The organism is Ectopseudomonas oleovorans (assembly GCF_003052605.1).
Classification (GTDB): domain Bacteria; phylum Pseudomonadota; class Gammaproteobacteria; order Pseudomonadales; family Pseudomonadaceae; genus Aquipseudomonas; species Aquipseudomonas oleovorans_A.
The window spans coordinates 1-23,160 of sequence record NZ_QASO01000142.1 but is presented as its reverse complement, the minus strand read 5'-3'; the positions used below and the strand labels follow the sequence as shown (position 1 = coordinate 23,160).

19 protein-coding genes and 2 pseudogenes are annotated in these 23,160 nt (G+C 63.4%); 13 read left to right on the top strand and 8 right to left on the bottom strand.

All coding sequences use genetic code 11. The features are described from left to right. Positions 1-110 precede the first annotated feature (110 nt). From DBO86_RS25375 to DBO86_RS25360, 4 genes are read left to right on the top strand one after another with little or no spacing between them, the layout of a single operon-like run. Positions 111-1,571: a DUF3375 domain-containing protein gene (locus DBO86_RS25375; RefSeq protein WP_017462912.1), complete on the top strand. Its 1,461-nt coding sequence runs from the start codon at positions 111-113 to the stop codon at positions 1,569-1,571. Then, positions 1,558-2,265 (top strand): DUF4194 domain-containing protein, encoded by a 708-nt coding sequence (locus DBO86_RS25370; protein WP_108235207.1) that lies wholly within the window; start codon positions 1,558-1,560, stop codon positions 2,263-2,265. The genes DBO86_RS25375 and DBO86_RS25370 overlap by 14 nt, the downstream gene beginning before the upstream one ends. After that, entirely contained in the window at positions 2,262-5,636 is a 3,375-nt protein-coding gene (locus DBO86_RS25365) for an ATP-binding protein (protein WP_108235206.1), read from the top strand. Before DBO86_RS25370 ends, DBO86_RS25365 begins: the two co-directional genes overlap by 4 nt. Beyond that, complete coding sequence (locus DBO86_RS25360) at positions 5,623-6,786, top strand: DUF3322 domain-containing protein (RefSeq protein WP_108235205.1); 1,164 nt, start codon at positions 5,623-5,625, stop codon at positions 6,784-6,786. Before DBO86_RS25365 ends, DBO86_RS25360 begins: the two co-directional genes overlap by 14 nt. 296 nt (positions 6,787-7,082) lie before the next feature. Here DBO86_RS25360 and DBO86_RS25350 read toward each other — a convergent pair. Then, positions 7,083-7,493: pseudogene (locus DBO86_RS25350) on the bottom strand (ATP-binding protein); the annotation flags it as partial. Between DBO86_RS25350 and DBO86_RS25345 the strand changes: the two are divergent. The 3 genes and pseudogenes from DBO86_RS25345 to DBO86_RS25335 all read left to right on the top strand — a co-directional run. Continuing rightward, positions 7,410-7,853: pseudogene (locus DBO86_RS25345) on the top strand (LysR substrate-binding domain-containing protein); the annotation flags it as partial. The pseudogenes DBO86_RS25350 and DBO86_RS25345 overlap by 84 nt on opposite strands. 129 nt (positions 7,854-7,982) lie before the next feature. Further along, entirely contained in the window at positions 7,983-10,181 is a 2,199-nt protein-coding gene (locus DBO86_RS25340; protein WP_108235204.1) for an OsmC domain/YcaO domain-containing protein, read from the top strand. Positions 10,182-10,183: 2 nt separating this feature from the next. Further along, the gene (locus tag DBO86_RS25335) at positions 10,184-10,777 is read left to right on the top strand and encodes a nucleotidyltransferase family protein (protein ID WP_108235203.1); all 594 of its coding nucleotides are present in this window, start codon (positions 10,184-10,186) and stop codon (positions 10,775-10,777) included. A gap of 53 nt (positions 10,778-10,830) precedes the next feature. Here DBO86_RS25335 and DBO86_RS25330 read toward each other — a convergent pair whose 3' ends face one another. Continuing rightward, positions 10,831-11,715 carry a LysR family transcriptional regulator gene (locus DBO86_RS25330; protein WP_003459617.1) on the bottom strand — a complete coding sequence of 295 codons (885 nt, stop codon included), beginning with the start codon at positions 11,713-11,715 and terminating at the stop codon, positions 10,831-10,833. 121 nt (positions 11,716-11,836) lie between these two features. Here DBO86_RS25330 and DBO86_RS25325 point away from each other — a divergent pair, with 121 nt between their 5' ends. The 4 genes from DBO86_RS25325 (at position 11,837) to DBO86_RS25310 (ending at position 16,060) form a co-directional block, all read left to right on the top strand. Next, on the top strand, positions 11,837-12,535 hold the full coding sequence (locus DBO86_RS25325; RefSeq protein ID WP_108235202.1) for a CoA transferase subunit A: 699 nt from the start codon (positions 11,837-11,839) through the stop codon (positions 12,533-12,535). Positions 12,536-12,546: 11 nt separating this feature from the next. Further along, on the top strand, positions 12,547-13,203 hold the full coding sequence (locus tag DBO86_RS25320; RefSeq protein WP_108235201.1) for a CoA transferase subunit B: 657 nt from the start codon (positions 12,547-12,549) through the stop codon (positions 13,201-13,203). A 148-nt stretch (positions 13,204-13,351) separates the two neighbouring features. After that, on the top strand, positions 13,352-14,533 hold the full coding sequence (locus tag DBO86_RS25315; protein WP_108235200.1) for an acetyl-CoA C-acetyltransferase: 1,182 nt from the start codon (positions 13,352-13,354) through the stop codon (positions 14,531-14,533). A gap of 183 nt (positions 14,534-14,716) precedes the next feature. Next, a complete protein-coding gene (locus DBO86_RS25310) occupies positions 14,717-16,060 on the top strand; it encodes a short-chain fatty acid transporter (protein WP_108235199.1) in 1,344 nt (447 codons plus the stop codon). Between the two features lie 39 nt (positions 16,061-16,099). On the opposite strand, the gene DBO86_RS25305 is transcribed toward DBO86_RS25310, so the two are convergent. From DBO86_RS25305 to DBO86_RS25280, 6 genes are all read right to left on the bottom strand, one after another. Further along, complete coding sequence (locus DBO86_RS25305; protein WP_244185620.1) at positions 16,100-17,254, bottom strand: phospholipase D-like domain-containing protein; 1,155 nt, start codon at positions 17,252-17,254, stop codon at positions 16,100-16,102. Between the two features lie 2 nt (positions 17,255-17,256). Then, entirely contained in the window at positions 17,257-17,829 is a 573-nt protein-coding gene (locus DBO86_RS25300; RefSeq protein WP_108235197.1) for a YceI family protein, read from the bottom strand. A 129-nt stretch (positions 17,830-17,958) separates the two neighbouring features. Continuing rightward, positions 17,959-18,279: an amidase gene (locus DBO86_RS25295; RefSeq protein WP_108235196.1), complete on the bottom strand. Its 321-nt coding sequence runs from the start codon at positions 18,277-18,279 to the stop codon at positions 17,959-17,961. Continuing rightward, a complete protein-coding gene (locus tag DBO86_RS25290) occupies positions 18,276-19,394 on the bottom strand; it encodes a serine hydrolase domain-containing protein (protein WP_084341565.1) in 1,119 nt (372 codons plus the stop codon). The genes DBO86_RS25295 and DBO86_RS25290 overlap by 4 nt, the downstream gene beginning before the upstream one ends. Positions 19,395-19,477: 83 nt before the next feature. Then, positions 19,478-20,263: an oxygen-binding di-iron domain-containing protein gene (locus DBO86_RS25285; protein ID WP_003459601.1), complete on the bottom strand. Its 786-nt coding sequence runs from the start codon at positions 20,261-20,263 to the stop codon at positions 19,478-19,480. A 66-nt stretch (positions 20,264-20,329) separates the two neighbouring features. Next, the gene (locus tag DBO86_RS25280; protein ID WP_108235195.1) at positions 20,330-21,220 is read right to left on the bottom strand and encodes an acyl-CoA dehydrogenase family protein; all 891 of its coding nucleotides are present in this window, start codon (positions 21,218-21,220) and stop codon (positions 20,330-20,332) included. 147 nt (positions 21,221-21,367) lie between these two features. On the opposite strand from DBO86_RS25280, the gene olsB reads away from it, so the two are divergent. Both olsB and DBO86_RS25270 read left to right on the top strand, forming a co-directional pair. Beyond that, positions 21,368-22,099 (top strand): L-ornithine N(alpha)-acyltransferase, encoded by a 732-nt coding sequence (gene olsB / locus DBO86_RS25275; protein WP_003459597.1) that lies wholly within the window; start codon positions 21,368-21,370, stop codon positions 22,097-22,099. A 151-nt stretch (positions 22,100-22,250) separates the two neighbouring features. Continuing rightward, a complete protein-coding gene (locus tag DBO86_RS25270; RefSeq protein WP_074859335.1) occupies positions 22,251-23,039 on the top strand; it encodes a lysophospholipid acyltransferase family protein in 789 nt (262 codons plus the stop codon). The last annotated feature ends 121 nt before the right edge of the window (positions 23,040-23,160 follow it).

The window sequence follows — 23,160 nt, the reverse complement described above, 5'->3', positions numbered from 1 at the left end:
GGAAAGTATATTGTCTGCTCTAGAATCTGTCTATCAGTTGTTTTTGATGCGTGTATGCGTCGTGTTGTGATAACCACAAGGCGGGCGAGACGCGCACTTGGAGCACAGGAGTGAAAGCAGACAAAGCCATCGCGACGTACCGGCGCATGCGGGCGCAGCCGCTGTGGCGCCTGCTTGCCTCGAACACTGGACCTACCGTCATTGGCCTGCTTCAGGCCCATCTTTACGAGAGTGAGCGAAGTCTTCCTGCCTCCATTTTTCACGAACGAATCGCAAGAGATCTGGAAGAGCTGCGCGCCCAAGGCGAAGACTTCCCCCAAACGGCACAAGCGTACGTCGCCAGCTGGCTTGCCGATGGGTACCTGGAGCGACGCTTCCCGGCTGGGGCTTCAGAGGAGGAATATGAACTCTCCACGGCCGCCGTCGAAGCCATTCGATTTGTCTCTGGCCTGGAGCAGCCGCACTCAGCCGCAACCGAAAGCCGCCTGACGCTTGTTATCGAGGCACTAGCCCGGCTTGCCGAGGACACCGACACCGACAAATTCCGTCGCATAGACCGGCTCATGGCCGAGCAAGCCCGCATCGATAAGGAGATAGACGCCATCCAGAAGGGGCAGATGCGCGTGCTGCCCCACGCAACGGCGCTGGAGCGCACGCGGGAGATCATCACGTTGGCTGATGATCTTGCAGGTGATTTCCGACGCGTCCGCGATCAGTTCGACCAGCTGAATCGCGATCTTCGTGAACGCATCATGGACAACGATGGCAATCGTGGGGATGTGCTGGATTCGCTGTTCGCCGGAATCGACCTGATTTCAGAGAGTGACGCCGGAAGAACTTTCTCCGCTTTCTGGCGATTGCTTACGGACCCAGAGCAAGCGGCCACGCTTGATCAGGCGCTTGATAGCGTTATGTCGCGGGAGTTCGTGGGGCAGCTCGAAGCCAAGGAGCGACGATTCCTTCTTCGGCTGACGCGGACCCTTCTCGAGCAGGGCGGCATGGTTCACGAGGTGCTCCAGACCTTCGCGCGCAGCCTGAAGCACTTCGTCCAGAGTCGTGAATACCTCGAGCAACGCCGACTCAATCACCTTCTGAAAGACGCTCAGCGAGCAGCACTCGCCCTGAAGGACGAAGTCAGGGCCACAGAAACCCTCCAGTACACGCTTGAGCTCACGAGCAGCCGTTTGCGCTCCTTGTCTCAATGGGTGCTGTACGACCCCTCCCTACAAGCTTTGCCCGGCCAAATGGCGGAAGGGGATGCCCCGCCAATCGACCTGGAGTCCGTCAGCGAACTGGTCGCCCAGTCCGAGATCGACTTCCGAACATTGAAGGCCAACGTGCTGGCGGTCCTGGAGCAACGGTCCCAGGCATCCATTGCCGACGTGCTGGAGCAGTTCCCCGCTGCACAGGGTTTGGGCAGCGTCGTCGGCCTGCTTGCATTGGGCAGTCGGCATGGTTTCAAAGCCGACCATAGCGAAACCGTAGGCTGGGTTGGAGGCGACGACGAGCGTCGTAGCGCCCGAATTCCAAAGATCTTCTTTTTGAGGGAGCGGGCCAATGAACTGGTCTGAGAACGACGAAGCGGCAATGCCAGCCGAAGCACAAGCGCCAGATGCTTCGCAGGCATCTGCTAACACCCTTTTCATGGGTGACAGCGGCGAGTTGGCGCTGGATACCCGGCGCGCCCTGGTGCAGCTACTTGCGGGACCTTCGCTCGACGGACGTCGACATCCAAAGCTCTGGCCGATCTTGGCGCGAGACGAAGCGGTGATACGTCGGCGCCTTGCCGAACTGTTTCTCGAACTGGTCATCGATCGGGATGTGCAAGTGGCCTTCACGCGTCAGGCAGATACCGGCGACCTTGAAGTGCCCCTGCTGCTGCGTCGCGCCCAACTGACGTTCATTGACTCCATTCTGTTGCTCCACCTTCGCCAGCGATTGACCCAGGCGGACTCGCAGGGGGATCGTGCCGTGGTGTCGACAGATGAGATCACGGAGTTTCTATCCCTCTATGAGCGCGCCGCCAACACCGACCGTGCAGGGTTCGTGAAACGGGTTCATGCCTCCATCGAGAAGATCAAGAAGCACAGCATTCTTCAGAAAATTCGCTCGAGTGAGGATCGCTTCGAGATTTCGCCAACGCTGAAGCTCCTCTTCTCTGCAGAAGAAATACAAGCCCTGACCCACTTGTATCAGCGCATGGCCGCCGGTGAGACGCCAGCGCAACTGGCTCAGACCGAGTCCGATGAGGAGGCCGACCAATGATCTCGGAACCCCAAACCGCGTCCTTGTTTGCCCGCGAGCAGTTCCGGATGACCCGCCTGCAGGTTTACAACTGGGGTACTTTCTCCGGCCTGCACGACGTACCAATCAGCGAGCGAGGCTTTCTGTTTGTGGGTCGATCCGGCGCAGGGAAGTCGACGCTGCTCGATGCATTTTCGGCGTTGCTGACGCCACCTCGCTGGATTGACTTCAACGCTGCCGCGCGGGAGGCTGACCGCAGTGGCCGTGACCGAAACCTCGTCACCTACGTACGTGGGGCATGGGCCGAACAGAAGGATGGAGAGTCGGGTGAGATCGCCACCCGCTACTTGCGCTCGGGGACAACGTGGTCTGCCCTGGCACTGACCTACCAGAACGCATTGGGCCAGTCTGTGGTGCTGGTTCAGGTGTTCTGGCTTCGCGGCAATGCGAATGGAAGCACCGACGTCAAACGCCACTACCTTGTCCTGGAGCGGGCCTTTGACCTGCGCGAGCTGGAGGACTTCGGTCAATCCAACTTCGACATCCGAAAGCTCAAGCAGTCTTTCCCCGAGGCGTTCGCCCGCGACGAATTTCGTCCCTATTGCGAACGGTTCTGCCGTCTGCTCGGCATCGAGAGCGAAATGGCGCTACGTTTGCTGCACAAAACCCAATCCGCCAAAAACCTCGGCGACCTCAATACCTTCCTGCGCGACTTCATGCTCGACAAGCCCGAGACCTTCGAGGTAGCGGATCGCTTGGTCAGTGAATTTGGCGAGCTCAATGCGGCCCACCAGTCAGTCGTCACGGCCCGCGAGCAGGTTCAAACGCTCGCCCCAGCGCGGGACCAGCACCTGCGCAGGGACTCGCTGATGCTGCAGCGCAATGGCTTGGATGAGCTTCGGTTGGGCGTGGACGGCTACCGGGAGACCCGCCGCATTGATCTCCTCAAGGAGCACGTGGCATCCCTGGAGGTGCAAGCCAACGGCTCAGAAGGTGAAGTGGGGCGACGTCAAAGCACGCTGGATAACCACGCCGCAATCTTGCGCGATCTGGAGCGACAGCACCGTGAGGCAGGCGGTGATCAGATCGAGCAATGGGAAACCGAGAAATCGGGGCTGGAGGGCCAGCGCACGGATCGTTTGCGCAAACGCGCCCAGGCCGAAGATGCGTGCAAGAAGCTGGGCTGGAGTCTCCCGGATTCGCCTCAAGCCTTTGCGGAACTGTTGGGCAGCGCGCGGCAGGAGGTCGAAAACTGGGAGCAGCGCAGCAACGATAGCCGCGCCGAGCAGTTCCGCCTGGACAGAGAAAAGAAGGATGCCGAGACCGCGTTTTCGCAAGCATTGAAAGAGGTGCAGGCACTCCAGCGCCAGCCATCGAACATTCCGGCGGACATGCTGGAAATGCGTCGAAACATCGCCGCCGCCATCGGGATCTCGGAGTCGGCACTTCCCTTTGTTGGCGAACTCGTCGAGGTGAAGTCTGACGAGGTCGAATGGCAGGGGGCCATTGAGCGCGTACTGCACGGGTTTGCGCTCTCACTCCTGGTAGACGAGCGCCAGTATTCGGCATTGGCCAATCACATCAACACCACCCACCTTGGGCAGCGCTTGGTGTATTACCGGACTGGCCGCCCGGAGACGCGGCAGGCCAAGCCCATCGGGACCAATTCGCTCGTCCTCAAGCTGAACGTCAAGGAGGGGAGCTACGCTGATTGGCTCCAGGCCGAGCTGCGGCAACGCTTCGATTACGCGTGCGTCGATTCCATTCAGTCGTTCAGGAGCGCAGATCGCGCCATTACCCGCGAGGGTCAGGTCAAGCACAGCAAAACTCGGCACGAGAAAGACGACCGCAGAAGTGTCGGCGACCGGCGAAACTGGGTGCTCGGATTTGATAACCGGGAGAAGCTAGGGCTCTTTCAAGCTCAGGCGCAGGAGCAGGCTGACGCGGTTGCGCGCCTCGCCGGGGAGATCGACAAACTCTCCGAGCAAGACAAGAATCGTGCGGCCCGAGCGATACAGTGCCAGACTCTGGTGAATCTCCAGTGGCAAGAAATAGATCTGCTCCCATTGCTGGATCGCATCTCCACCATTGAGCGGCAAATCCGCGAAGCGCGCGAGGGGAACACCACCCTGCTGCAAATCAGTGAGCAGATCGAGAAGCAAAAGAAACTCGTCGATGATGCTGACAAAGATCTTCGGCAGGCAACGCGTGCGCACGACTCGATTGTTGACCAGATCAAGACCAGCACCCAGAAACTGGAATCCCTCCTGCAGGACGCGTCTATCGTTCCATTGACGTCCCATCAGGTTTCGGGTCTCGACGAGCGCTTCGCCAAGCAGTCAGATGCAGTCCGGCTCGACAACATCGACAAGGTGACAACTTCTGTAGAACGCGCACTCAATGCGGAGATCGAAGAGGTCAACCGTGGGATTGGTGCCTGCGAGAAGGAAATAGAAGCACGCTTTGCCGACTTCAAACGGCAATGGCCGATGGACGCGGGCGACATGGACACGAGCCTTGCCAGCGCGCCAGACTTCTTCGCCAAACTGGTTCGGCTGGAGACAGATGGGCTGCCCGCCTATGAGCAGCGATTCTTTGAATTGCTGCAGAACCAAAGTCACCAGAATCTGGCGGCGCTTTCCACCTACCTGAACGATGCGCGTAAGGCGATCCTGGAGCGGATGGATCTGGTCAACGACAGTCTTGGCCAGGTGCCCTTCAACCAGAGCGCCAATCAACGCACCTATCTCCACATCGACGCCAGTGACCGGCAGCTTGTCGACGTCAAGGAATTCAAGCGGGAGATCCAGCAGGCACTGAGCCACGCATGGACGGAGGATCGCGAGTTTGCCGAGGCGCGGTTCCTGGCCTTGCGGCGACTTGTTGATCGACTTGCCAGTCAGGACCCCGAGCAGAAACGCTGGCGTGAGACTGTGCTCGATGTTCGACAGCATGTTGAATTCATCGGGCGGGAGATCGACGAAAGCGGTGTCGAGGTCGAGATCTACCGCAGCGGAGCAGGCAAGTCCGGCGGCCAACGGCAGAAGCTAGCCACCACGTGCTTGGCCGCAGCCCTGCGATATCAACTGGGCGGGAACGACCACGGCGTGCCGATGTATGCCCCCGTCGTGCTGGATGAAGCCTTCGACAAGGCGGATAACGAGTTCACCGCGTTGGCGATGAACATCTTTACCAATTTCGGATTCCAGATGGTGGTCGCTACGCCGCTAAAGTCGGTCATGACCCTTGAGCCATTCATCGGTGGCGCCTGCTTTGTGGATATCAGCGATCGGCGCGTCTCAGGCGTCCTGCTCATCGAGTACGACGGTGATCGTCAGCGGTTGAAGCTGCCAGAGCACGCACGAGAGGAGGCTAGCGTTGAAGCTTCCTGAAGATGTTCGGCAGTTTCTTGCCCGTCGCTTTCAAAGCAAGCACCGCGAATGGTTGGTCGGTGATCCGGGCGAGGGCCAATGGCCATTGGAAGTTCCCCTCGGCATACCGACGGAGCAGGCTGCGCTGAGGCAAGTCGACGGCGTTCGCGCTTGGGTGAGCGCATGGCAAGGCTGGCAAGGAGTCGGCACCCTGTCCTGGTGTGAGCGTCGGTGGAAAGCGCTTGGTGTCCAGCGACTGCCAGAGAAACTGGCGTTACGAGGCCCTGAAGATGTTGCCATGTGGATCGGTGCATCCGCACGGTGGGTTCGTTCCCTGTCTCGGTATCAGACGCTCACTGCTCGCTGGCCGGTGCTTGCACAGCAGTTGCCGAGATACTTTGATGTCCTCGCTGACTACAGCGATGCCGATTTCCGTCGACTGGCAGAGATGCTGGATTGGATCAGTCGCAATCCGAAATCGAATCTCTACCCACGACAAATTCCGGTTGCCGGTGCCGACAGCAAATGGCTGGATTCTAGAAAGGGCATCATCTCTGACTTGATTACAACGCTCCAGGGTGACCCAACAGGAGAGCGCGACTTCTTCTGGCGCTGCGGCTTGAGGGCACAGCCGCAGTTAATGCGCATGCGCGTTCTAGACCCGGACCTAAGGGCCCGTTTTGGCGGTCTTGGCGATATCTCTGCGCCTTGTGATGAGGTCGCGAGAATTGGTATACGACCAAAGAGTGTCTTCGTTGTTGAGAACCTTCAAACTGGCCTGGCCTTTGATGATCTGCCAGGGGCGGTTGTGATCATGCGACTGGGTTACGCGGTTGACGTTTTGGGACAGCTTCCATGGCTACAACAGGCGCAATGTATCTACTGGGGTGACATTGATACGCACGGCTTTGCCATTCTTAATCGAGCCAGAACATACATCCCAAGCCTGAAGACTGTGCTTATGGACGAGTTTACGCTGATGAGTCATCGCGATTTATGGGTCGAAGAGAAAGACCAGCACTCTTCCACAGAGCTCCCACTACTCACCAATACCGAACAAAAGCTCTACCAGTCGATTAAAGGAAATGTCTGGGACCAACAAGTCCGCCTCGAGCAGGAGCGGATACGCTGGGATGTGGCGTGGAATGCCATACAGGCAAGTATTCGATGATCCAGGATCAGGGAAGTCAGTCGTGAGTGGAAATCGATGGGACCAGCCGGGTGTGCCCCACAAGGGATGGCACTGCGTTGACGTGGTCGATCTGAGGGCCGACGGCGAGTCAGCAGACGAGACCGACTAAGCGACCTGCCAAATGTGCGGCAACGAGAAGATCCGCTACGTCCACATCATGGAGCATCCCGATCTGGACGAGAGCTTCGACGTCGGGTGCGTCTGCGCCGAGAAGATGAGCGGCGACTACGAAGGGCCGAAACGGCGTGAAGCCAAGTTGCGCAACCGAGCAGCACGCCGAACCCGATGGCTGCAGTGCAAGTGGCGGATGTCCGCAGCAGGCGCAGATAGCGCACGCGGTAGCCGGCCCGGCAGGCCTGGTGGGCCAGGGTACAGGCCAGCCAGGTTTTACCGACACCGGTGGGGCCGCCGATGATCAGGTTGAGACCGTCGCGCAGCCACTGGCCACTGCTCAGTTGCAGGATCAGCGCCTTATCCAGCCCGCGCGGGCTGCGGTAGTCGATGTCTTCGATGCAGGCGTTGTGCTTGAGCCGGGCCTGGCGCAGGCGGCTACTCAGGCGCTTGTCGTCGCGGTCGGTCAGCTCGCGGTCGACCAGCAGGCCAACGAGCCTTTCGTGCTCGCCTGCCGGCGCGATCATCCCCTGGCCAAACGCTCGGAGGCGGCCTGGCGCGAGCTCAGCGACTATCGCCTGATTGGCGTCGGCCGTCTCAGTGGCAACCGCGTGCTGCTCGATCACGGCCTGGCCCATCTCGACTGGCGCCCAAGCTGGTTCTACGAGGTGCAGCATCTGTCGACATCACTCGGCATGGTCGAGGCCGGCCTGGGCATCGCCGCCCTCCCCAGCTTGGCGATGCCGGCCGAGGATCATCCGATTCTGGTCAGCCGGCCGCTGGTCGATCCGGTGATCAGCCGTACCCTGGGTCTGGTGCGCCGCCGCGGCTCTTCGCTGTCGCCGGCAGCCGAACAGTTCGTCGAAACCCTGCTGCGGCAATGGCCGAGCTACACCTCCATTGGCACCAGCAATCCCGCCGAAGTCGACAGCTGAGGCATCGCTCGGGCCACCGTCGCACTCGCCGCCGGTCCGACGCGCTTTCATCCGCAACCAGCGAGCAAGACAGGCCGCCGAAAACCCGGATAATGGCGGCCATTTTGTTTCGCTCGCTGGTATTGCCCCATGGAAATCAAGGTCAACTTTCTCGACAACCTTCGCCTCGAAGCCAAGTTCGATGACTTCACGGTGATTGCCGATCAGCCGATTCGCTACAAGGGCGACGGCTCGGCGCCGGGGCCGTTCGACTATTTCCTGGCCTCCTCGGCCCTGTGCGCGGCGTACTTCGTCAAGCTGTACTGTCAGACGCGCGACATTCCCACCGAGAACATTCGCCTGTCGCAGAACAACATCGTCGACCCGGAGAACCGCTACGCGCAGATCTTCAAGATCCAGGTCGAGCTGCCGGCGGACATCTCCGAGAAGGATCGCCTGGGCATCCTGCGCTCCATCGACCGCTGCACGGTGAAGAAGGTGGTGCAGCAAGGCCCCGAGTTCATCATCGAGGAAGTGGACAACCTCGACGCCGATGCCCAGGCGCTGCTGATGCCGGTGAGTGACACCACCACCTACATCCCGGGCAAGGACCTGCCGCTGGAGCAGACCATCGCCAACATGTCGGGCATCCTCGCCGAGCTGGGGATGAAGATCGAGATCGCCTCCTGGCGCAATATCGTGCCCAACGTCTGGTCGCTGCATATCCGCGACGCGCAGTCGAACCTGTGCTTCACCAACGGCAAGGGTTCGACCAAGGAAAGCGCCCTGGCCTCGGCCCTGGGCGAGTTCATCGAGCGGCTGAACTGCAACTTCTTCTACAACGACCAGTTCTGGGGCGAGGACATCGCCGCTGCCGAATTCGTCCACTACCCCAACGAGCGCTGGTTCAAGCCGGGGCCGAAGGATGCGCTGCCCAAGGAAATCCTCGACGAGCACTGCCTGGCCATCTACAACCCGGATGGCGAACTGCGCGGCTCGCACCTGTTCGACACCAACTCGGGCAACACCGCACGCGGCATCTGCTCGCTGCCCTTTGTGCGCCGCAGCGATGGCGAGACGGTGTATTTCCCGTCCAACCTGATCGAGAACCTGTACCTGTCCAACGGCATGAGCGCTGGCAACACCCTGGCCGAGGCTCAGGTGCAGTGCCTGTCGGAGATATTCGAGCGGGCGGTGAAACGCGAAATCCTCGAAGGCGAGCTGTGCCTGCCGGACGTGCCGCAGGACGTGCTGGCCAAGTACCCGGGCATCGTCGCCGGCATCCGGGGCCTGGAAGAACAAGGCTTCCCGGTACTGGTGAAGGATGCATCGCTCGGTGGTGAATTCCCGGTGATGTGCGTGACCCTGATGAACCCGCGCACCGGCGGCGTGTTCGCCTCGTTCGGCGCGCACCCGAGCCTGGAAGTGGCGCTGGGGCGCAGCCTCACCGAGCTGCTCCAGGGCCGCAGCTTCGAGGGCCTCAACGACCTGCCGCAGCCGACCTTCGACAGCCTGGCACTGACCGAGCCGAACAACTTCGTCGAGCACTTCATCGACTCCAGCGGCGTGGTCTCCTGGCGCTTCTTCGGCGCCACACCGGACTTCGAATTCGTCGAGTGGGATTTCTCCGGCGAAGGCAGCGACTCCAACGAACAGGAAGCCGCGACCCTGTTCGGCATCCTCGAGGACATGGGCAAGGAGGTCTACGTAGCCACCTATGACGACCTCGGCGCCAACGCCTGCCGCATCCTGGTGCCCGGCTACTCGGAGATCTACCCGGTCGAGGACCTGATCTGGGACAACACCAACAAGGCGCTGCTGTTCCGCAAGGACATCCTCAACCTGCACGCCCTGAGCGACCGCGAACTCAAGTCGCTGCTGCGCAACCTGAACAACGCCGAAGTCGACGACTACACCGACATCACCACGCTGATCGGCGTGGAGTTCGACGACAACACGGTGTGGGGCCAGCTGACCATCCTCGAGCTGAAGCTGCTGATCAACCTGGCGCTGAAGAAATACGACGATGCCAAGGAGCTGGTCGAGGCCTTCCTGCAGTACAACGACAACACCGTCGAGCGCGGCCTGTTCTACCAGGCGGTCAACGCTGTGCTGGAGATCCAGCTGGACGACGAGCTGGAACTGGCCAACTACGAGCACAACCTACGCCGTATGTTCGGCAACGAGCGCATGGACGCGGTGATCGGCTCGGTGGACGGCAGCGTGCGCTTCCATGGCCTGACACCGACCAGCATGAAACTGGAAGGCCTGGACAAGCACCTGCGCCTGATCGACAGCTACAAGAAACTGCACGCTGCGCGCGCCAAAGCAGCCGGGCTGGCCGGCTGAACATGGTCAGCGAGCGCCCAGCCCACAAGGTCGCAGCGCTGATGCTGGCGGCCGGCTACAGCCGCCGCTTCGGTGCCGACAAGCGCCGCCTGCAACTTGGCGACGGACGCTCGTTGCTCAGCGCCAGCCTGGCACTGCCCTGCTCGATGCTGGAAGAGGTCTGGCTGGTGTTACGCCCAGACGAAGCGCCGGCAGAGCTGGATCTGCCGACGGGTGTGCGTATCGTGCAGAACCCGGCCACCGCGCAGGGCATGGGCCACAGCCTGGCGGCAGGTGCCGAGCGACTACTGGCCGAATCGAGCGCTGACGCCGTGGCGATCTTTCTCGCCGATATGCCTGCGATTCGCCGTGACAGCCTGGAAACCCTGTTCGCTCACGCCATCGCGAACACCATCGTACTGCCCAGCTACCAGGGCAAACGCGGCCATCCGGTGCTGTTCGGCCGCGCTTTCTGGCCGCAGCTCGCGACGCTGAGCGGCGATGCTGGCGCCAAGCCGGTGCTGCAGCAGCACCCCGAGGCTGTGCGCATCGTCGAGCTGAACGATCCTGGCGTACTGCAGGACATCGACACCCCGGCAGACCTGATTCAGCTCTAGGCTCGTAGGGCGGGTGCAACCCGCCACAACGCAGGCGGCGGGTTTCACCCGCCCTACTGCCCGACCTGATGCAGCAGCACCTCGCTCAACGCCTGCGCCGCGCTGGACAGCTGATGTCCGGCCTGGTGCAGCAGGCCGACACGACGCGACACCTGCGGCTCGCTCAGCGGCAGGCAGCGCGCACCCAGTTCTTCCATCTGCTGCCGGCACAGCTGCGGCACGGCGCTGACGCCGAGGCCTTCGGCGACCATGCGCCCGACCGTGACCAACTGATGACTCTCGAACGCCACCGGTAGCTTGCCGTGGCTGGCGGTCACGCTGTCTTCCAGTAGCAAACGCACCGCCGAGGGCCGTTGCAGGGTGATAAAGGGTTGTTCCAGCAGCTGTGCCCAGGTCAGCGCGGACTGTTCGGCCAACTCGCTGGCGACAGGCACCACGGCGACGAAACGGTCCTCGTACAGGGGGGTAAACTGCAAGCCATCCAGTGTCGTTGGTTCGAAGGCGATGCCCAGCTCGACGCGACCGTCGCGCACCATCTCCATCACCTGTTCGTTGATCACGTCGTGCACCGCCACGTTGACCCGCGGGTAGGCATCGCGAAACGCGCGCAGCGCCGCCGGCAAACGGTTGCCGGCGAACGACGGCATGGCCGCTACCGCCACCTTGCCCATCTGCAGGGTGAAGTGCTGACGCAGCAGATCCTCGGCGTTGTCCCAGTCGGCCAGCAGGCGCACGGCAATCGGCAACAACGTCTCACCCTCCGGCGTCAGCGCCACGCTGCGGGTGGTGCGCACCAGCAACTGGCCGCCGAGCGATTGCTCCAAGTTCTTGATCGCCAGGCTCAGTGCTGGCTGCGACAGATGCAGGCGCTCGCAGGCCTGGGCGAAGCTCAGGCTCTGCGCCACGGCGAGAAAGGCGCGTAGCTGCTTGACGGTCATTGATTTATTTACCTGATCAATCAAGAGGAAAAACAAACTTAACAAATAAGCTCGCAACACTGAAGCTTGACCGCAGCCTGGCAGTGCTCCTGCCCCATAACGACAAGAGAGGCAGCCTCGAATGAGCGGACTCGACAAACGCGTCGGCAGCTATGAAGAAGCCCTGGACGGCCTGCAGGACGGCATGACCGTACTGGCCGGCGGTTTCGGCCTGTGTGGCATCCCCGAGAATCTAATCGCCGAGATCCGCCGTCGCGGCGTGCGCGATCTGACCGTGGTGTCCAACAACTGCGGTGTCGACGGTTTCGGTCTCGGCGTGCTGCTGGAAGACCGGCAGATCCGCAAGATGATCGCCTCTTACGTCGGCGAGAACGCCCTGTTCGAACAGCAACTGCTCTCCGGCGAGCTGGAAGTCGAACTCACCCCGCAAGGCACCCTGGCCGAGAAGCTGCGCGCTGGCGGCGCCGGCATCCCCGCTTTCTTCACCGCCACCGGTTACGGCACCCCGGTCGCCGAGGGCAAGGAGGCGCGCGAGATCAACGGCCGCTACTACATCCTCGAGCCGGCCATCACCGGCGACTTCGCCATCGTCAAGGGCTGGAAGGCCGACCACTTCGGCAACGTGGTCTACCGCCATACCGCGCAGAACTTCAACCCGGTGGTCGCCACCGCCGGGCGCATCACCGTGGTCGAGGTCGAGGAGATCGTCGAACCCGGTGAACTCGACCCGACGCAGATTCACACCCCCGGCATCTACGTCGACCGGCTGATCTGCGGCAGCTTCGAGAAACGCATCGAAAAACGCACGCTGCGCGCCTGAGGAGAAAGACCATGGCTCTTACCCGTGAACAAATGGCTCAGCGCGTCGCCCGCGAGTTGCAGGACGGCTTCTACGTCAACCTCGGCATCGGCATCCCCACCCTGGTGGCCAACTACGTGCCCGAGGGCATGCAGGTGATGCTGCAGTCGGAGAACGGCCTGCTCGGCATGGGCGCCTTCCCCACCGAAGAGGAAGTGGACGCCGACATGATCAACGCCGGCAAGCAGACCGTCACCGCGATCAAGGGCGCGGCGATCTTCGACTCGTCGCAGTCCTTCGCCATGATCCGTGGCGGCCACGTCGACCTGACCGTGCTCGGCGCCTTCGAGGTGGACGTGCGCGGCAACATCGCCTCGTGGATGATCCCCGGCAAGCTGGTCAAGGGCATGGGCGGCGCCATGGATCTGGTGGCCGGCGCCGACAACATCATCGTCACCATGACCCATGCCTCCAAGGACGGCGAATCCAAGCTGCTGGAGCATTGCAGCCTGCCGCTGACCGGCTGTGGCTGCATTCGCAAGGTGCTGACCGACCTGGCCTATCTGGAGATCGAGGACAACGCCTTCATCCTGCGCGAGCGCGCACCGGGCGTGAGCGTCGAGGAAATCGTCGCCAAGACCGCCGGCAAGCTGATCGTCCCCGAGCACGTCCCGGAAATGCAGTTCTAGGTTGTCTACCGTCTCGAAGGCGCCACCACGCACGGCGTCTTCGAGGCGTTTTTCTACATTGTGGGAGGCGCTTTAGCGGCGAGACTTTCTCGTCGCGGCTAAAGCCCCTCCCACAATACGCGGCCCATCAGCCGAGAGGAGTCATCCCATGCAAGACGTCGTCATCGTCGCCGCCACCCGCACCGCCATCGGCAGCTTCCAGGGCAGCCTGGCCGATATACCCGCGCCGGAACTCGGCGCCATCGTCATCAAGCGCCTGCTGGAGCAGACCGGCCTCGACGCGGCCCAGGTCGATGAAGTGATCCTTGGCCAGGTACTTACCGCAGGTTCCGGCCAGAACCCCGCCCGTCAGGCCGCCATCCGCGCCGGCCTGCCGCATGCCGTACCGGCCATGACCCTGAACAAGGTCTGTGGCTCGGGTTTGAAAGCACTGCACCTGGCTGCCCAGGCCATTCGTTGCGGCGATGCCGAGGTGGTGATCGCCGGTGGTATGGAGAACATGAGCCTGTCGCCCTACGTACTGCCCAAGGCCCGCACCGGCCTGCGCATGGGCCACGCGCAGATGCTCGACAGCATGATCCTCGATGGCCTGTGGGACGCCTTCAACGACTACCACATGGGCATCACCGCCGAGAATCTGGTGGAGAAGTACGGCATCAGTCGTGAAGCCCAGGACGCCTTCGCCGCCGAGTCGCAGCAGAAGGCCGTGGCCGCCATCGAAGCCGGTCGCTTCGACGCCGAGATCACTCCAGTGCTGATCGCGCAGCGCAAGGGCGACCCCGTCGCCTTCGCCCGTGACGAGCAGCCACGCGCCGGCACCACCGCCGAATCCCTGGCCAAGCTCAAGCCGGCGTTCAAGAAGGACGGCAGCGTTACCGCCGGCAACGCCTCCAGCCTCAACGACGGCGCCGCCGCCGTGCTGCTGATGAGCGCGGCCAAGGCACAGGCGCTGGGCCTGCCGGTGCTGGCGAAGATTGCCGGCTACGCCAATGCCGGCGTCGACCCGGCGATCATGGGCATCGGCCCGGTCTCGGCCACCCGTCGTTGCCTGGAAAAAGCTGGCTGGAGCCTGGCTGACCTGGATCTGATCGAAGCCAATGAAGCCTTCGCCGCCCAGGCGCTGTCGGTCGGCCAGGAGCTGGGGTGGAATGCCGACAAGGTCAACGTCAACGGCGGCGCCATCGCCCTCGGCCACCCCATCGGCGCCTCGGGCTGCCGCGTGCTGGTCAGCCTGTTGCACGAGATGATCCGCCGCGATGCCAAGAAAGGCCTTGCCACGCTGTGCATCGGTGGCGGCCAGGGCGTGGCCCTGGCCATCGAGCGCGAGTAAAGCGCGAAACCGTAGGGCGGGTGCAACCCGCCACTATCGGAACCGGCGGGTTTCACCCGCCCTACGGAGCAACACAACCATCCGCTCGGCTCCGGCCGGGCGTTGTCATTTCCACCCGCCAGGCACAACCGACCTGAATGCCTGGAACAGCCCTTACACAACCATAAGAAAGAGGCGTCATCGATGTTCAATACCCTCACCCGCATGAGCGTGAGCCTGGTACAGAAGTACCTGCCCTCGCCCTTCGTGTTCTCCGCCTTGCTCACGCTGGGCGTACTACTCGCCGGCATCCTCTCCACCAACCAATCGTTGCCGGCCATGGTGCAGCACTGGAGCGGCGGCTTCTGGACGTTACTCGGCTTCGCCATGCAGATGGCGCTGATCTTCGTCACCGGACACGCCCTGGCCAGCGCACCGATCATCAACCGTCAACTCGACCGTCTGGCCGGCATGGCGCGTACGCCGGGCCAGGCGATTATCATGGTCACCCTGGTGGCGCTGGTCGGTTGCTGGGTCAACTGGGGCTTCGGCCTGGTAATCGGCGCGGTGTTCGCCCGCGCCCTGGCACGCAAGGTCGATGGCGTCGATTACCCGCTGCTGGTGGCCTCGGCCTACTCGGGCTTCCTGGTCTGGCACGGCGGCCTGGCCGGCTCGATTCCGCTGTCCATGGCCACCGGCGGCCCGGATCTGGCGCGCATCACCGCAGGCGTGCTGACCGACCCGGTGAGCATCACCGAAACCCTGTTCAGCCCGTTGAACCTGACCATCGTGGCGCTGCTGTTCATCGGCCTGCCGCTGCTCAACCGCGCCATGCATCCGCGCCAGGGCGCCAAGGTGGCCGACCCGGCCAAACTGGTGGAAGCGCGCGCGGAACTGCCGGCTCGTGAAACCCCGGCGCAGCGCCTGGACGACAGCCGCATCCTCGGTCTGGCACTGGTGGCCATGGCCGGTATCTACCTGTTCAACCACTTCGCCACCAAGGGCTTCGTGCTTGGCCTGGATGTGGTCATCGCCATCTTCCTGTTCAGCGGCCTGCTGATGCACGGCACCCCGGAGCGCTACATGCGCGCGGTGGACGAGAGCGTGCGCGGCATCGGCGGCATCGTCCTGCTGTTCCCCTTCTACGCCGGGATCATGGGCATGATGATGGGCGCCAACGCCGACGGTATTTCCCTCGGCCGGCAGATCACCGAAGCGTTCATCTCCTGGTCCTCGGCCGACACCTTCCCGCTGCTGGCCTTCCTCAGCGCTGGCGTGGTCAACGTGTTCGTGCCGTCCGGTGGTGGCCAGTGGGCCGTGCAAGGGCCGATCATGCTGCCGGCTGCCGAGGCGCTGGGTGTGTCGACCACCGTTACCGCCATGGCGATTGCCTGGGGCGACGCCTGGACCAACATGATCCAGCCGTTCTGGGCACTGCCGCTGCTGGGTATCGTCGGCCTCGGCGCGCGCGACATCATGGGCTACTGCCTGATCATGCTGCTGTACTCGGGCATCGTCATCAGCGGCGCGTTCTACTTCCTCGGCTAAAAGCCATCAGGCCCGCTCAGCGTTCCGAGCGAGCCTGTCTCAACGCCAGCGATCGAGCAGATTCACCGCCAGCCGATCCAGCCAACCCCACAGGCGCTGTTGCGCACGGCGCCACCAGGGGCGCTGGTGCCAATCATCGAGGGTGATCTCGCGGCTGACGCCGAAGTCCTCGATGAAGCTGGCCGTCACTGCCCGGGTGAAATCCGGATCCAGCGCCTCGACGTTGGCGTCGAGGTTGAAGCGCAGGTTCCAGTGGTCGAAGTTGCACGAGCCGACGCTGACCCAGTCGTCCACCAGCACCATCTTCAGGTGCAGAAAACGCGGCTGGTATTCGAAGATCCGCACTCCAGCCCTGAGCAACTTGGGGTAGTAGCGCTGGCCAGCAAAACGTACTGGAGGATGGTCAGTGTGGCGCCCGGCCAGCAACAGGCGTACTTCGACGCCACGGGCCGCTGCGCGGCGCAGGGCACGGCGTATTTTCCAGGTAGGCAGGAAGTACGGTGTGGCCAGCCAGACCCGCTGCTTGGCCCCGCGCAAGGCACGTAGCAGCGACAGCAGGATGTCGCGGTGCTGCGCCGCGTCAGCATAGGCCACACGCCCCAGGCCAATCCCTGCTGGCGGGCATTCGGGCAGGCTCAGCGCGGCCGGCTGATGGCTCGGGCGCCAGGAAAAGCGCGCCAGCCAGAGTTGCTCGAACAACTGCTGCCAGTCGCCCACCAGCGGCCCTTCCATTTCCACCATGACTTCGTGCCAGGGGCTGCGGGGCTCGTCTGGCAGCCAGAACTCGTCGGTAGAACCAGTGCCGCCGACGTAAGCAAGGCGCTGATCCACCAGCAGCAGCTTGCGGTGGTCGCGGTGAAAGTTGCGGATGCCACGCCGCCAACGCACCGGGTTGTACCAGCGCAGTTGCACGCCCGCGGCCTGCATGCGTTCACGCAGCGCGACTCCCAGCCCCGCCGCGCCATAGGCATCGAACAGGCCGCGCACCGCCACGCCGCGCTCGGCCGCCCGGCACAGGGTATCGACCAGGCGCTCACTGCAGCGGCCGTCCTCGATCAGGTAAAGCTCGATTTCCACCTGCTGCAGCGCGCCCTCGATGGCCGCCAGCATGCGTGGGAAAAACACCGGCCCGTCCAGCAGCAATTCGAAGCGATTGCCACCCCGCCAGGGAAAGATGCGGCCGCGCTTGTGCACGCTCACCGCGCCGTGAAGATCAGCACGGCGCCCACCGGCACCGACAGGCTGATGGCAGGCAGGTCAGCGACCTTGCGCAGCGCCTCGACGCCACTGGCCAGGGCGAAGTCTTCGGCATGCAACACCAGCGGAGCCAGGGTCACCACCTGAAAGCGTCGATCATCCAGGCGAGTCACCAGTAGCTCGCTGTCCAACTCGCGGCTGTGCTCGTTGAGGGTCAGTTGCAGCGGTAGTCGCAGTTCCAGCTGTGCCCCGGGTGCCAGGTCGGTGAGTTGCGGCAGGTTGACCTGGGCGCTGATGCGCGCCTCGGGCAGACGTGAAGTGTCGAACAACATGGTGCGCAGGCGCTCGTCACGCAGAGGGACACCGGTGCTCAGCGAGTCAAGATCCACGCGCAGGCGCGCGCGACCGTCGGCGGCGATCTGCCCGTGCAGGGTGAGAAAGCGATGCACCTCCGACTGACTGCCGGAATGGGTGGAGATGAACGACAGCCGCGAAGACTCGTTGTCCAGGTACCAGTCGGCGTGGACGGGCAAGGCAGCGGCAAGCAACAGGGCGAGAAGCGAACGGCGCATGAGAACTCGAAAAACGGCATGACCAAGCGGCAACGATAGTCGCCTGCGCGAGCCTTGCAAAGCCCGGCGCGCACAGAACCGTAGGGCGGGTGCAACCCGCCGCTGCCGAGGTGGCGGGTTTCACCCGCCCTACTTGCTCGGCAGCAACTGGCAGCCCTGCCGCTCACCCAGCCAGACAGCGCTGTGGTTGCGGCCAAGGCCGCTGGCGGTCACACGCTTGGCGCTTTCGTCATCCAGCAGGCTGCTGATCGGCACGTACTGCTTCACATAGCCTTCACAGTAGGCCGCCGGGTTGCCGCTGACGTAGCGGCAGGAGCAGTACTCCTTGGCCGTGTAGGCGCCGATGATGTCGGGGAAGGCGGCCAGATGGGCGCGATTAGGCCAGGCCCAGGCCAGCAGCAGAACCAACAGCAGCACCAGCGCGCTGCGGATCGGATGGCGACGGATCATGGCTGCACCTCCGCGGCGAAGGCCGCACGCACGCGTTTGAGCAGGTCGTTGTGCTGGAAGCTGCCGTCACGGTCATCGGCGTAACGCACCACCAGCAGGTTTTCTTGTGGCATCACGTACAGCCCCTGCCCCCAATGCCCGAGCGCGGCGATGGTATCGGCCGGTGCATCCGGCCAGGGCCGCGTGCTGCCTGGCAGTTCGGCGTTGAGCCACCAATGCCCGCCTGGCACGGCATCCCCCGACTTGGCCAACTGCGGCTGGTAGCCAGCGAAAGGCGTGGAGACGAAATCGACCCAGGCAGCCGGCAGCAACTGGCGCTCGCCCCAGCGACCGCCGCGCTGCATCAGCAGGCCGACACGGGCCAGGTCGCGCGCGCTCAGGTAGGCATAGGACGACGCAACGAAGGTGCCGCTGGCGTCGCGCTCCCAGGTCGCGCTGGTAATGCCCAGCGGCTCGAACAGCGCTGTCCAGGGATAGTCGGCGTAAACCTGCTCGCCGACCATGCCGCGCAACGCGGCAGCCAGCACGTTGCTGTCGCCACTGGAATAACGAAAGCGCGTGCCCGGCGCAGCGTCCGCCGCATGCGCAGCGGTGAAGGCCGCCATGTCGGCGCGGCCGCGGGTGTAGAGCATGGCCACTACCGAGGATTTCAGCGGCGCGTACTCGTAGTCCTCTTCCCAGGCCAGGCCCGAGGCCCAGTTGAGCAAGTGACCGATCTTGATCTGCGGGTGCTCGGCCATCGCCGGGTAGTACTGCGCGGCCGGTGCATCGAGCTTGAAGCGCCCCTCGGCGTAAGCGACGCCGAGGGTGGTGGCGAGCAGGCTCTTGGCCATCGACCAGGTCAGGTGCGCGGTCCGCGCCGTGGTCGGTTCGGCGTAGCGCTCGTAAACGATCTGCCCGTCGCGGATCACCAGCAGCGCATCGGTGCGCACGCCCGTACGCTCGACGTCATCGCGCTTCGGGAAGGCGTACTGTTCGAGCTCGGCCAGCGCGGGGCTCTCGATACGGGGTTGGCTCTGCCAGTCGGGTTGCGGCCAGTTTTCCGCCAAGGCATTGCTGGCAGCCAGGCTGAAACCGAGCGCCAGGCTCAGTCGACGAAGCAAGGAGATGGACATGGACGGCCTCGATCAGAAATCGTGGCGCACCCTAGCATGGCCATGATGACGGCTTGAAGCGACGAAAACGCCATCTCTCACCTTCATTTGGGCAGTTGGTAATCCTCCGGCCCCATCAGGTCGAGACCGCATTCCAGGTTCTCGATCCAGTAGAGGAAGGCGCTGATCATTTCCGGGCCGACGAAGGGCCGGCCGTGCTGCGGCACAATCATTTCCACATCCATCTGCCGCACCATCGCCGCCCACAGGCGACAGGCCTTGTTGCCGGCCATGTAGCGACGATGGAAACCTTCCATGTTGGGCACGTGATTGACGAAGTCACGCACCGGCGAGGCATCATCGACCAGCGAGGCGCCCATGTCACCGGAGAACAGAATCTTGCTCACCGGATCATAGACCTGGAAGTTGCCCACCGAGTGAAGAAAGTGCGCCGGCACGGCCTTGAGCGTGCATTTGCCCAACGGGATGCTCTGGCCACGATCGGGCAGCGCGATGATGCGGTCATAGGTATTGATGCCACGGCTCAACGCCAGGTAATTGGCCGTCAGGTGCGGCAAAAAACGCGCCCAAAGCTTGGAGCAGATTACCCGCGCGCGGGTGTGCAGCAGCCACTTGTCCAGCGAGGCGATGATGTCCGGGTCCTGGTGCGAGGCGAAGATGTAGGTCAGATCCTGCACCGGAATATGCTTGGACAGTTCCAGCGACAGCGGCGTATAGGTCAGGTCACCGCCCGGGTCGAGCAGCAGATACTGTTCGTTGTCGGTGATCAGGAACTGGTTGGATTGCACGCCCTCGCCGCTGACCAGGTCATCGAACATCAGGCATTGGTGGCTGCCGTTATCGAACAGCACGATGGGCTCGCGGCGCATGGAAACCTCGTAGAAGAAACGCGAGGCAAGCTTAGGCGCGCAAGCAACAATGGGTACTGATATGGGTCAACGGCCGGCGACAATCCGCCGCGCTTTCTCCAGGCGCTTGCTGCGTGCCGCCTCGGCGATGCGCAGCAAGCCCTTGTCGCGCTGCCACAGCTCGGCCCAGTGCACAGGCCCGCCGGCAAAGGCCACCTTCAGTTCAACGGCCAACGCCTGCTGCTCGGCGAACAACCCGGCCAGCAGCAGATGGGTGGTGGGCGCATCGGGCGCCTGCCGCGCGACCTCGGCACAACCGGCCAGCAGCGCTTGCAGGCGCAATAGCAGCGTTTCAGGCCAGGCACAATCGCGCCCCACGCCAAACTGCCAGGCGACAACAGCGGTAAGTACATGCACGTCTTCCAGGGTGCGGAAGGGTTTAACGTAGTCGCCCCAGCCGTCGCCGGCCAGGCGCTCGCCGTGGGCCTGTTCCAGGTGCAGTCGCGCATGGCCGATATCCGGCATCAACGGCAGGGCCGGCAGCGGCTCGATACGCACACCTGGCGCGCCCTGGCGTACCACGCCCAGAGCCAGACGCGGCGCCTGCCCCTCGTCCTCCTCGCGCGCCGCCACCAGCAGCCAGTCGGCACATTCGGCAGCGGTGACGAAATCCTTGCGCCCCGTGATCTGCAGGCCGTCGATACGTGTGTTCATGTCCGCCGGGCGGGTGCTGCGGTTCTCCGTCACGCACAGCGCGCCTGCCGTCCAGGGCGCCGCCGGCCACAGCATGCGCAACGCCGCCTGATAGCCGGCGAGAAACGCCAACCACGGCGTGGCCGCCAGCAGGCCGCCCACCAGTGCCAGCTCGAAGGGTTGCGGCGTATCCCCCAGGCGGGTCAGCAGACGGGCGTACCAGTCCTCCAGGCCCTGCTCGGCAGACAGGCGCTCGACAGGCTGAAACAGACTCGACCAGGGCATCACGGGCCTCCTCGCAGCAGCGCTTCGAGCGCCGTCATATAAGCATCAAAAAAGCGTCACGGTGGTGACACCACAGCTACCTAGCCTGAGCTTGCCCAACAAGATCGACCGGCTGCAAGCATTCAGCCGGCACACGGAGGATCTGGCATGACTCAAACCGCTCGCCGTCTGCAGGCCGAACGCCTGCAAGGCCCCGCCGCCCTGCGTGAAGCCCAGGCCTTGCGCTACCGCGTGTTCAGCGCGGAATTCGATGCCAAGCTCAACGGCGCCGAACTGGGTCTGGACATGGACGACTACGACATCCACTGCAGCCATATCGGCGTGCGTGATCTCAACAGCGGTGAACTGGTCGCCACCACTCGCCTGCTCGATCACCAGGCCGCCGCCGGTCTCGGCCGCTACTACAGCGAAGAGGAATTCGCCTTGCACGGCCTGGCCAGACTGGAAGGCCCGGTACTGGAAATCGGCCGCACCTGCGTCGATGTCACCTACCGCAACGGCGCCACCATCGCCGTGCTCTGGGGCGAACTGGCCGAGGTGCTCAACGAAGGCGGCTACCGCTACCTGATGGGCTGCGCCAGCATCTCCATGCAGGACGGCGGCATCCAGGCCCAGGCCATCATGCAGCGCCTGCGCGAACGCTACCTGTGCACCGAGCACCTGCGCGCCGAGCCGAAGCACCCGCTGCCACAGCTGGATCTGCCGGGCAACGTCATCGCCGAGATGCCACCACTGCTCAAGGCCTACATGCGCCTGGGCGCGAAGATCTGCGGCGAGCCCTGCTGGGATCGCGACTTCCAGGTGGCCGACGTGTTCATCCTGCTCAAGCGCGACGAGCTGTGCCCGCGCTATGCCCGGCACTTCAAGGCGGCAGTCTGACACCCGGCTGTAGGAGCGAGCTCTGCTCGCGAACGAGAGTGTCCAGCATTCATGAGCAGAGCTCGCTCCTACACATCAGCATGCCCCCAAGCATCGCCAAACGACTCTATCAATGGATAATGCCGCCACTCGTCCTCAAGCGGAGGCCTCAATGGCCAAACTGCGTCTGTCCCTGCGCCTCTTTCATCTGGCCCTGGTAATCGCCTTTGGCGCCCTGCTGGCCGGCATCGTCAGCCTGTTCGAGCGGGTGGTTCGGCATGACCTGATGCCGCTGCGCCAACGTCTGACCCGCGGGTTCCTGGCACGCCTGGGTGGCGCCCTGCCGTTTCGCGTGCGGGTCGAGGGCGAGCTGCCGACGCAACCGATGCTGTGGGTCAGCAACCATGTGTCATGGACCGACATTCCGCTGTTGGGCGCTCTGCAGCCGCTGTCCTTCCTGTCCAAGGCGGAGGTGCGCGACTGGCCGGTCGCCGGCTGGCTGGCACACAAGGGTGGTACGCAGTTCATCCGCCGCGGTGCGGGCGACAGCAGCCAGGTCGGCCAGCAGCTCACTCGCCATCTGCAGCAGGGTCATCACCTGCTGATATTTCCCGAAGGCACCACCACCGACGGCCTGGCCCTGCGTACCTTCCATGGCCGTCTGCTGAGCAGCGCCATCGACAGCGGCGTGGCGCTGCAACCTGTGGCCATCCGTTATTTGCGCGATGGCCAACCGTGTCCGGTAGCGCCCTTCGTCGGCGATGACGACATGCTCTCGCACCTGCTGCGCCTGCTCTCGCAGCCGGCCTGCGAGGTGGAGATACACCTGCTCGCGCCGATTCCCAGCGCCTCACGCAGCCGTAACGAACTGGCCCGGCACAGCCAGGCCATGATCGCCAGCGCCCTGCAACTGGAAACGCCGGTCACGCTGCCGACCGAAGCCGAAGCCGAAGCCGCCTGATCCACCGCGTACAATGAGATGGACTCCTCCCTCCTACGGCGTCATTGCGCCAGACTGTAGGTTACGAAACAAACAATCCCGGAGGGGGAGCCCGCATGAAACTTAAACGCATAGGCGTGGA

Excerpts from the sequence above, each read along its gene's own strand:
- DBO86_RS25330 (WP_003459617.1), bottom strand. The coding sequence starts at position 11,715 with ATGACCGTCAAGCAGCTACGCGCCTTTCTCGCCGTGGCGCAGAGCCTG.
- DBO86_RS25325 (WP_108235202.1), top strand. The coding sequence starts at position 11,837 with ATGAGCGGACTCGACAAACGCGTCGGCAGCTATGAAGAAGCCCTGGAC.
- DBO86_RS25295 (WP_108235196.1), bottom strand. The coding sequence starts at position 18,279 with ATGATCCGTCGCCATCCGATCCGCAGCGCGCTGGTGCTGCTGTTGGTT.
- olsB (WP_003459597.1), top strand. The coding sequence starts at position 21,368 with ATGACTCAAACCGCTCGCCGTCTGCAGGCCGAACGCCTGCAAGGCCCC.
- DBO86_RS25315 (WP_108235200.1), top strand. The coding sequence starts at position 13,352 with ATGCAAGACGTCGTCATCGTCGCCGCCACCCGCACCGCCATCGGCAGC.
- DBO86_RS25280 (WP_108235195.1), bottom strand. The coding sequence starts at position 21,220 with ATGCCCTGGTCGAGTCTGTTTCAGCCTGTCGAGCGCCTGTCTGCCGAG.
- DBO86_RS25300 (WP_108235197.1), bottom strand. The coding sequence starts at position 17,829 with ATGCGCCGTTCGCTTCTCGCCCTGTTGCTTGCCGCTGCCTTGCCCGTC.
- DBO86_RS25310 (WP_108235199.1), top strand. The coding sequence starts at position 14,717 with ATGTTCAATACCCTCACCCGCATGAGCGTGAGCCTGGTACAGAAGTAC.
- DBO86_RS25320 (WP_108235201.1), top strand. The coding sequence starts at position 12,547 with ATGGCTCTTACCCGTGAACAAATGGCTCAGCGCGTCGCCCGCGAGTTG.
- DBO86_RS25285 (WP_003459601.1), bottom strand. The coding sequence starts at position 20,263 with ATGCGCCGCGAGCCCATCGTGCTGTTCGATAACGGCAGCCACCAATGC.
- DBO86_RS25290 (WP_084341565.1), bottom strand. The coding sequence starts at position 19,394 with ATGTCCATCTCCTTGCTTCGTCGACTGAGCCTGGCGCTCGGTTTCAGC.
- DBO86_RS25340 (WP_108235204.1), top strand. The coding sequence starts at position 7,983 with ATGGAAATCAAGGTCAACTTTCTCGACAACCTTCGCCTCGAAGCCAAG.
- DBO86_RS25270 (WP_074859335.1), top strand. The coding sequence starts at position 22,251 with ATGGCCAAACTGCGTCTGTCCCTGCGCCTCTTTCATCTGGCCCTGGTA.
- DBO86_RS25370 (WP_108235207.1), top strand. The coding sequence starts at position 1,558 with ATGAACTGGTCTGAGAACGACGAAGCGGCAATGCCAGCCGAAGCACAA.
- DBO86_RS25365 (WP_108235206.1), top strand. The coding sequence starts at position 2,262 with ATGATCTCGGAACCCCAAACCGCGTCCTTGTTTGCCCGCGAGCAGTTC.
- DBO86_RS25335 (WP_108235203.1), top strand. The coding sequence starts at position 10,184 with ATGGTCAGCGAGCGCCCAGCCCACAAGGTCGCAGCGCTGATGCTGGCG.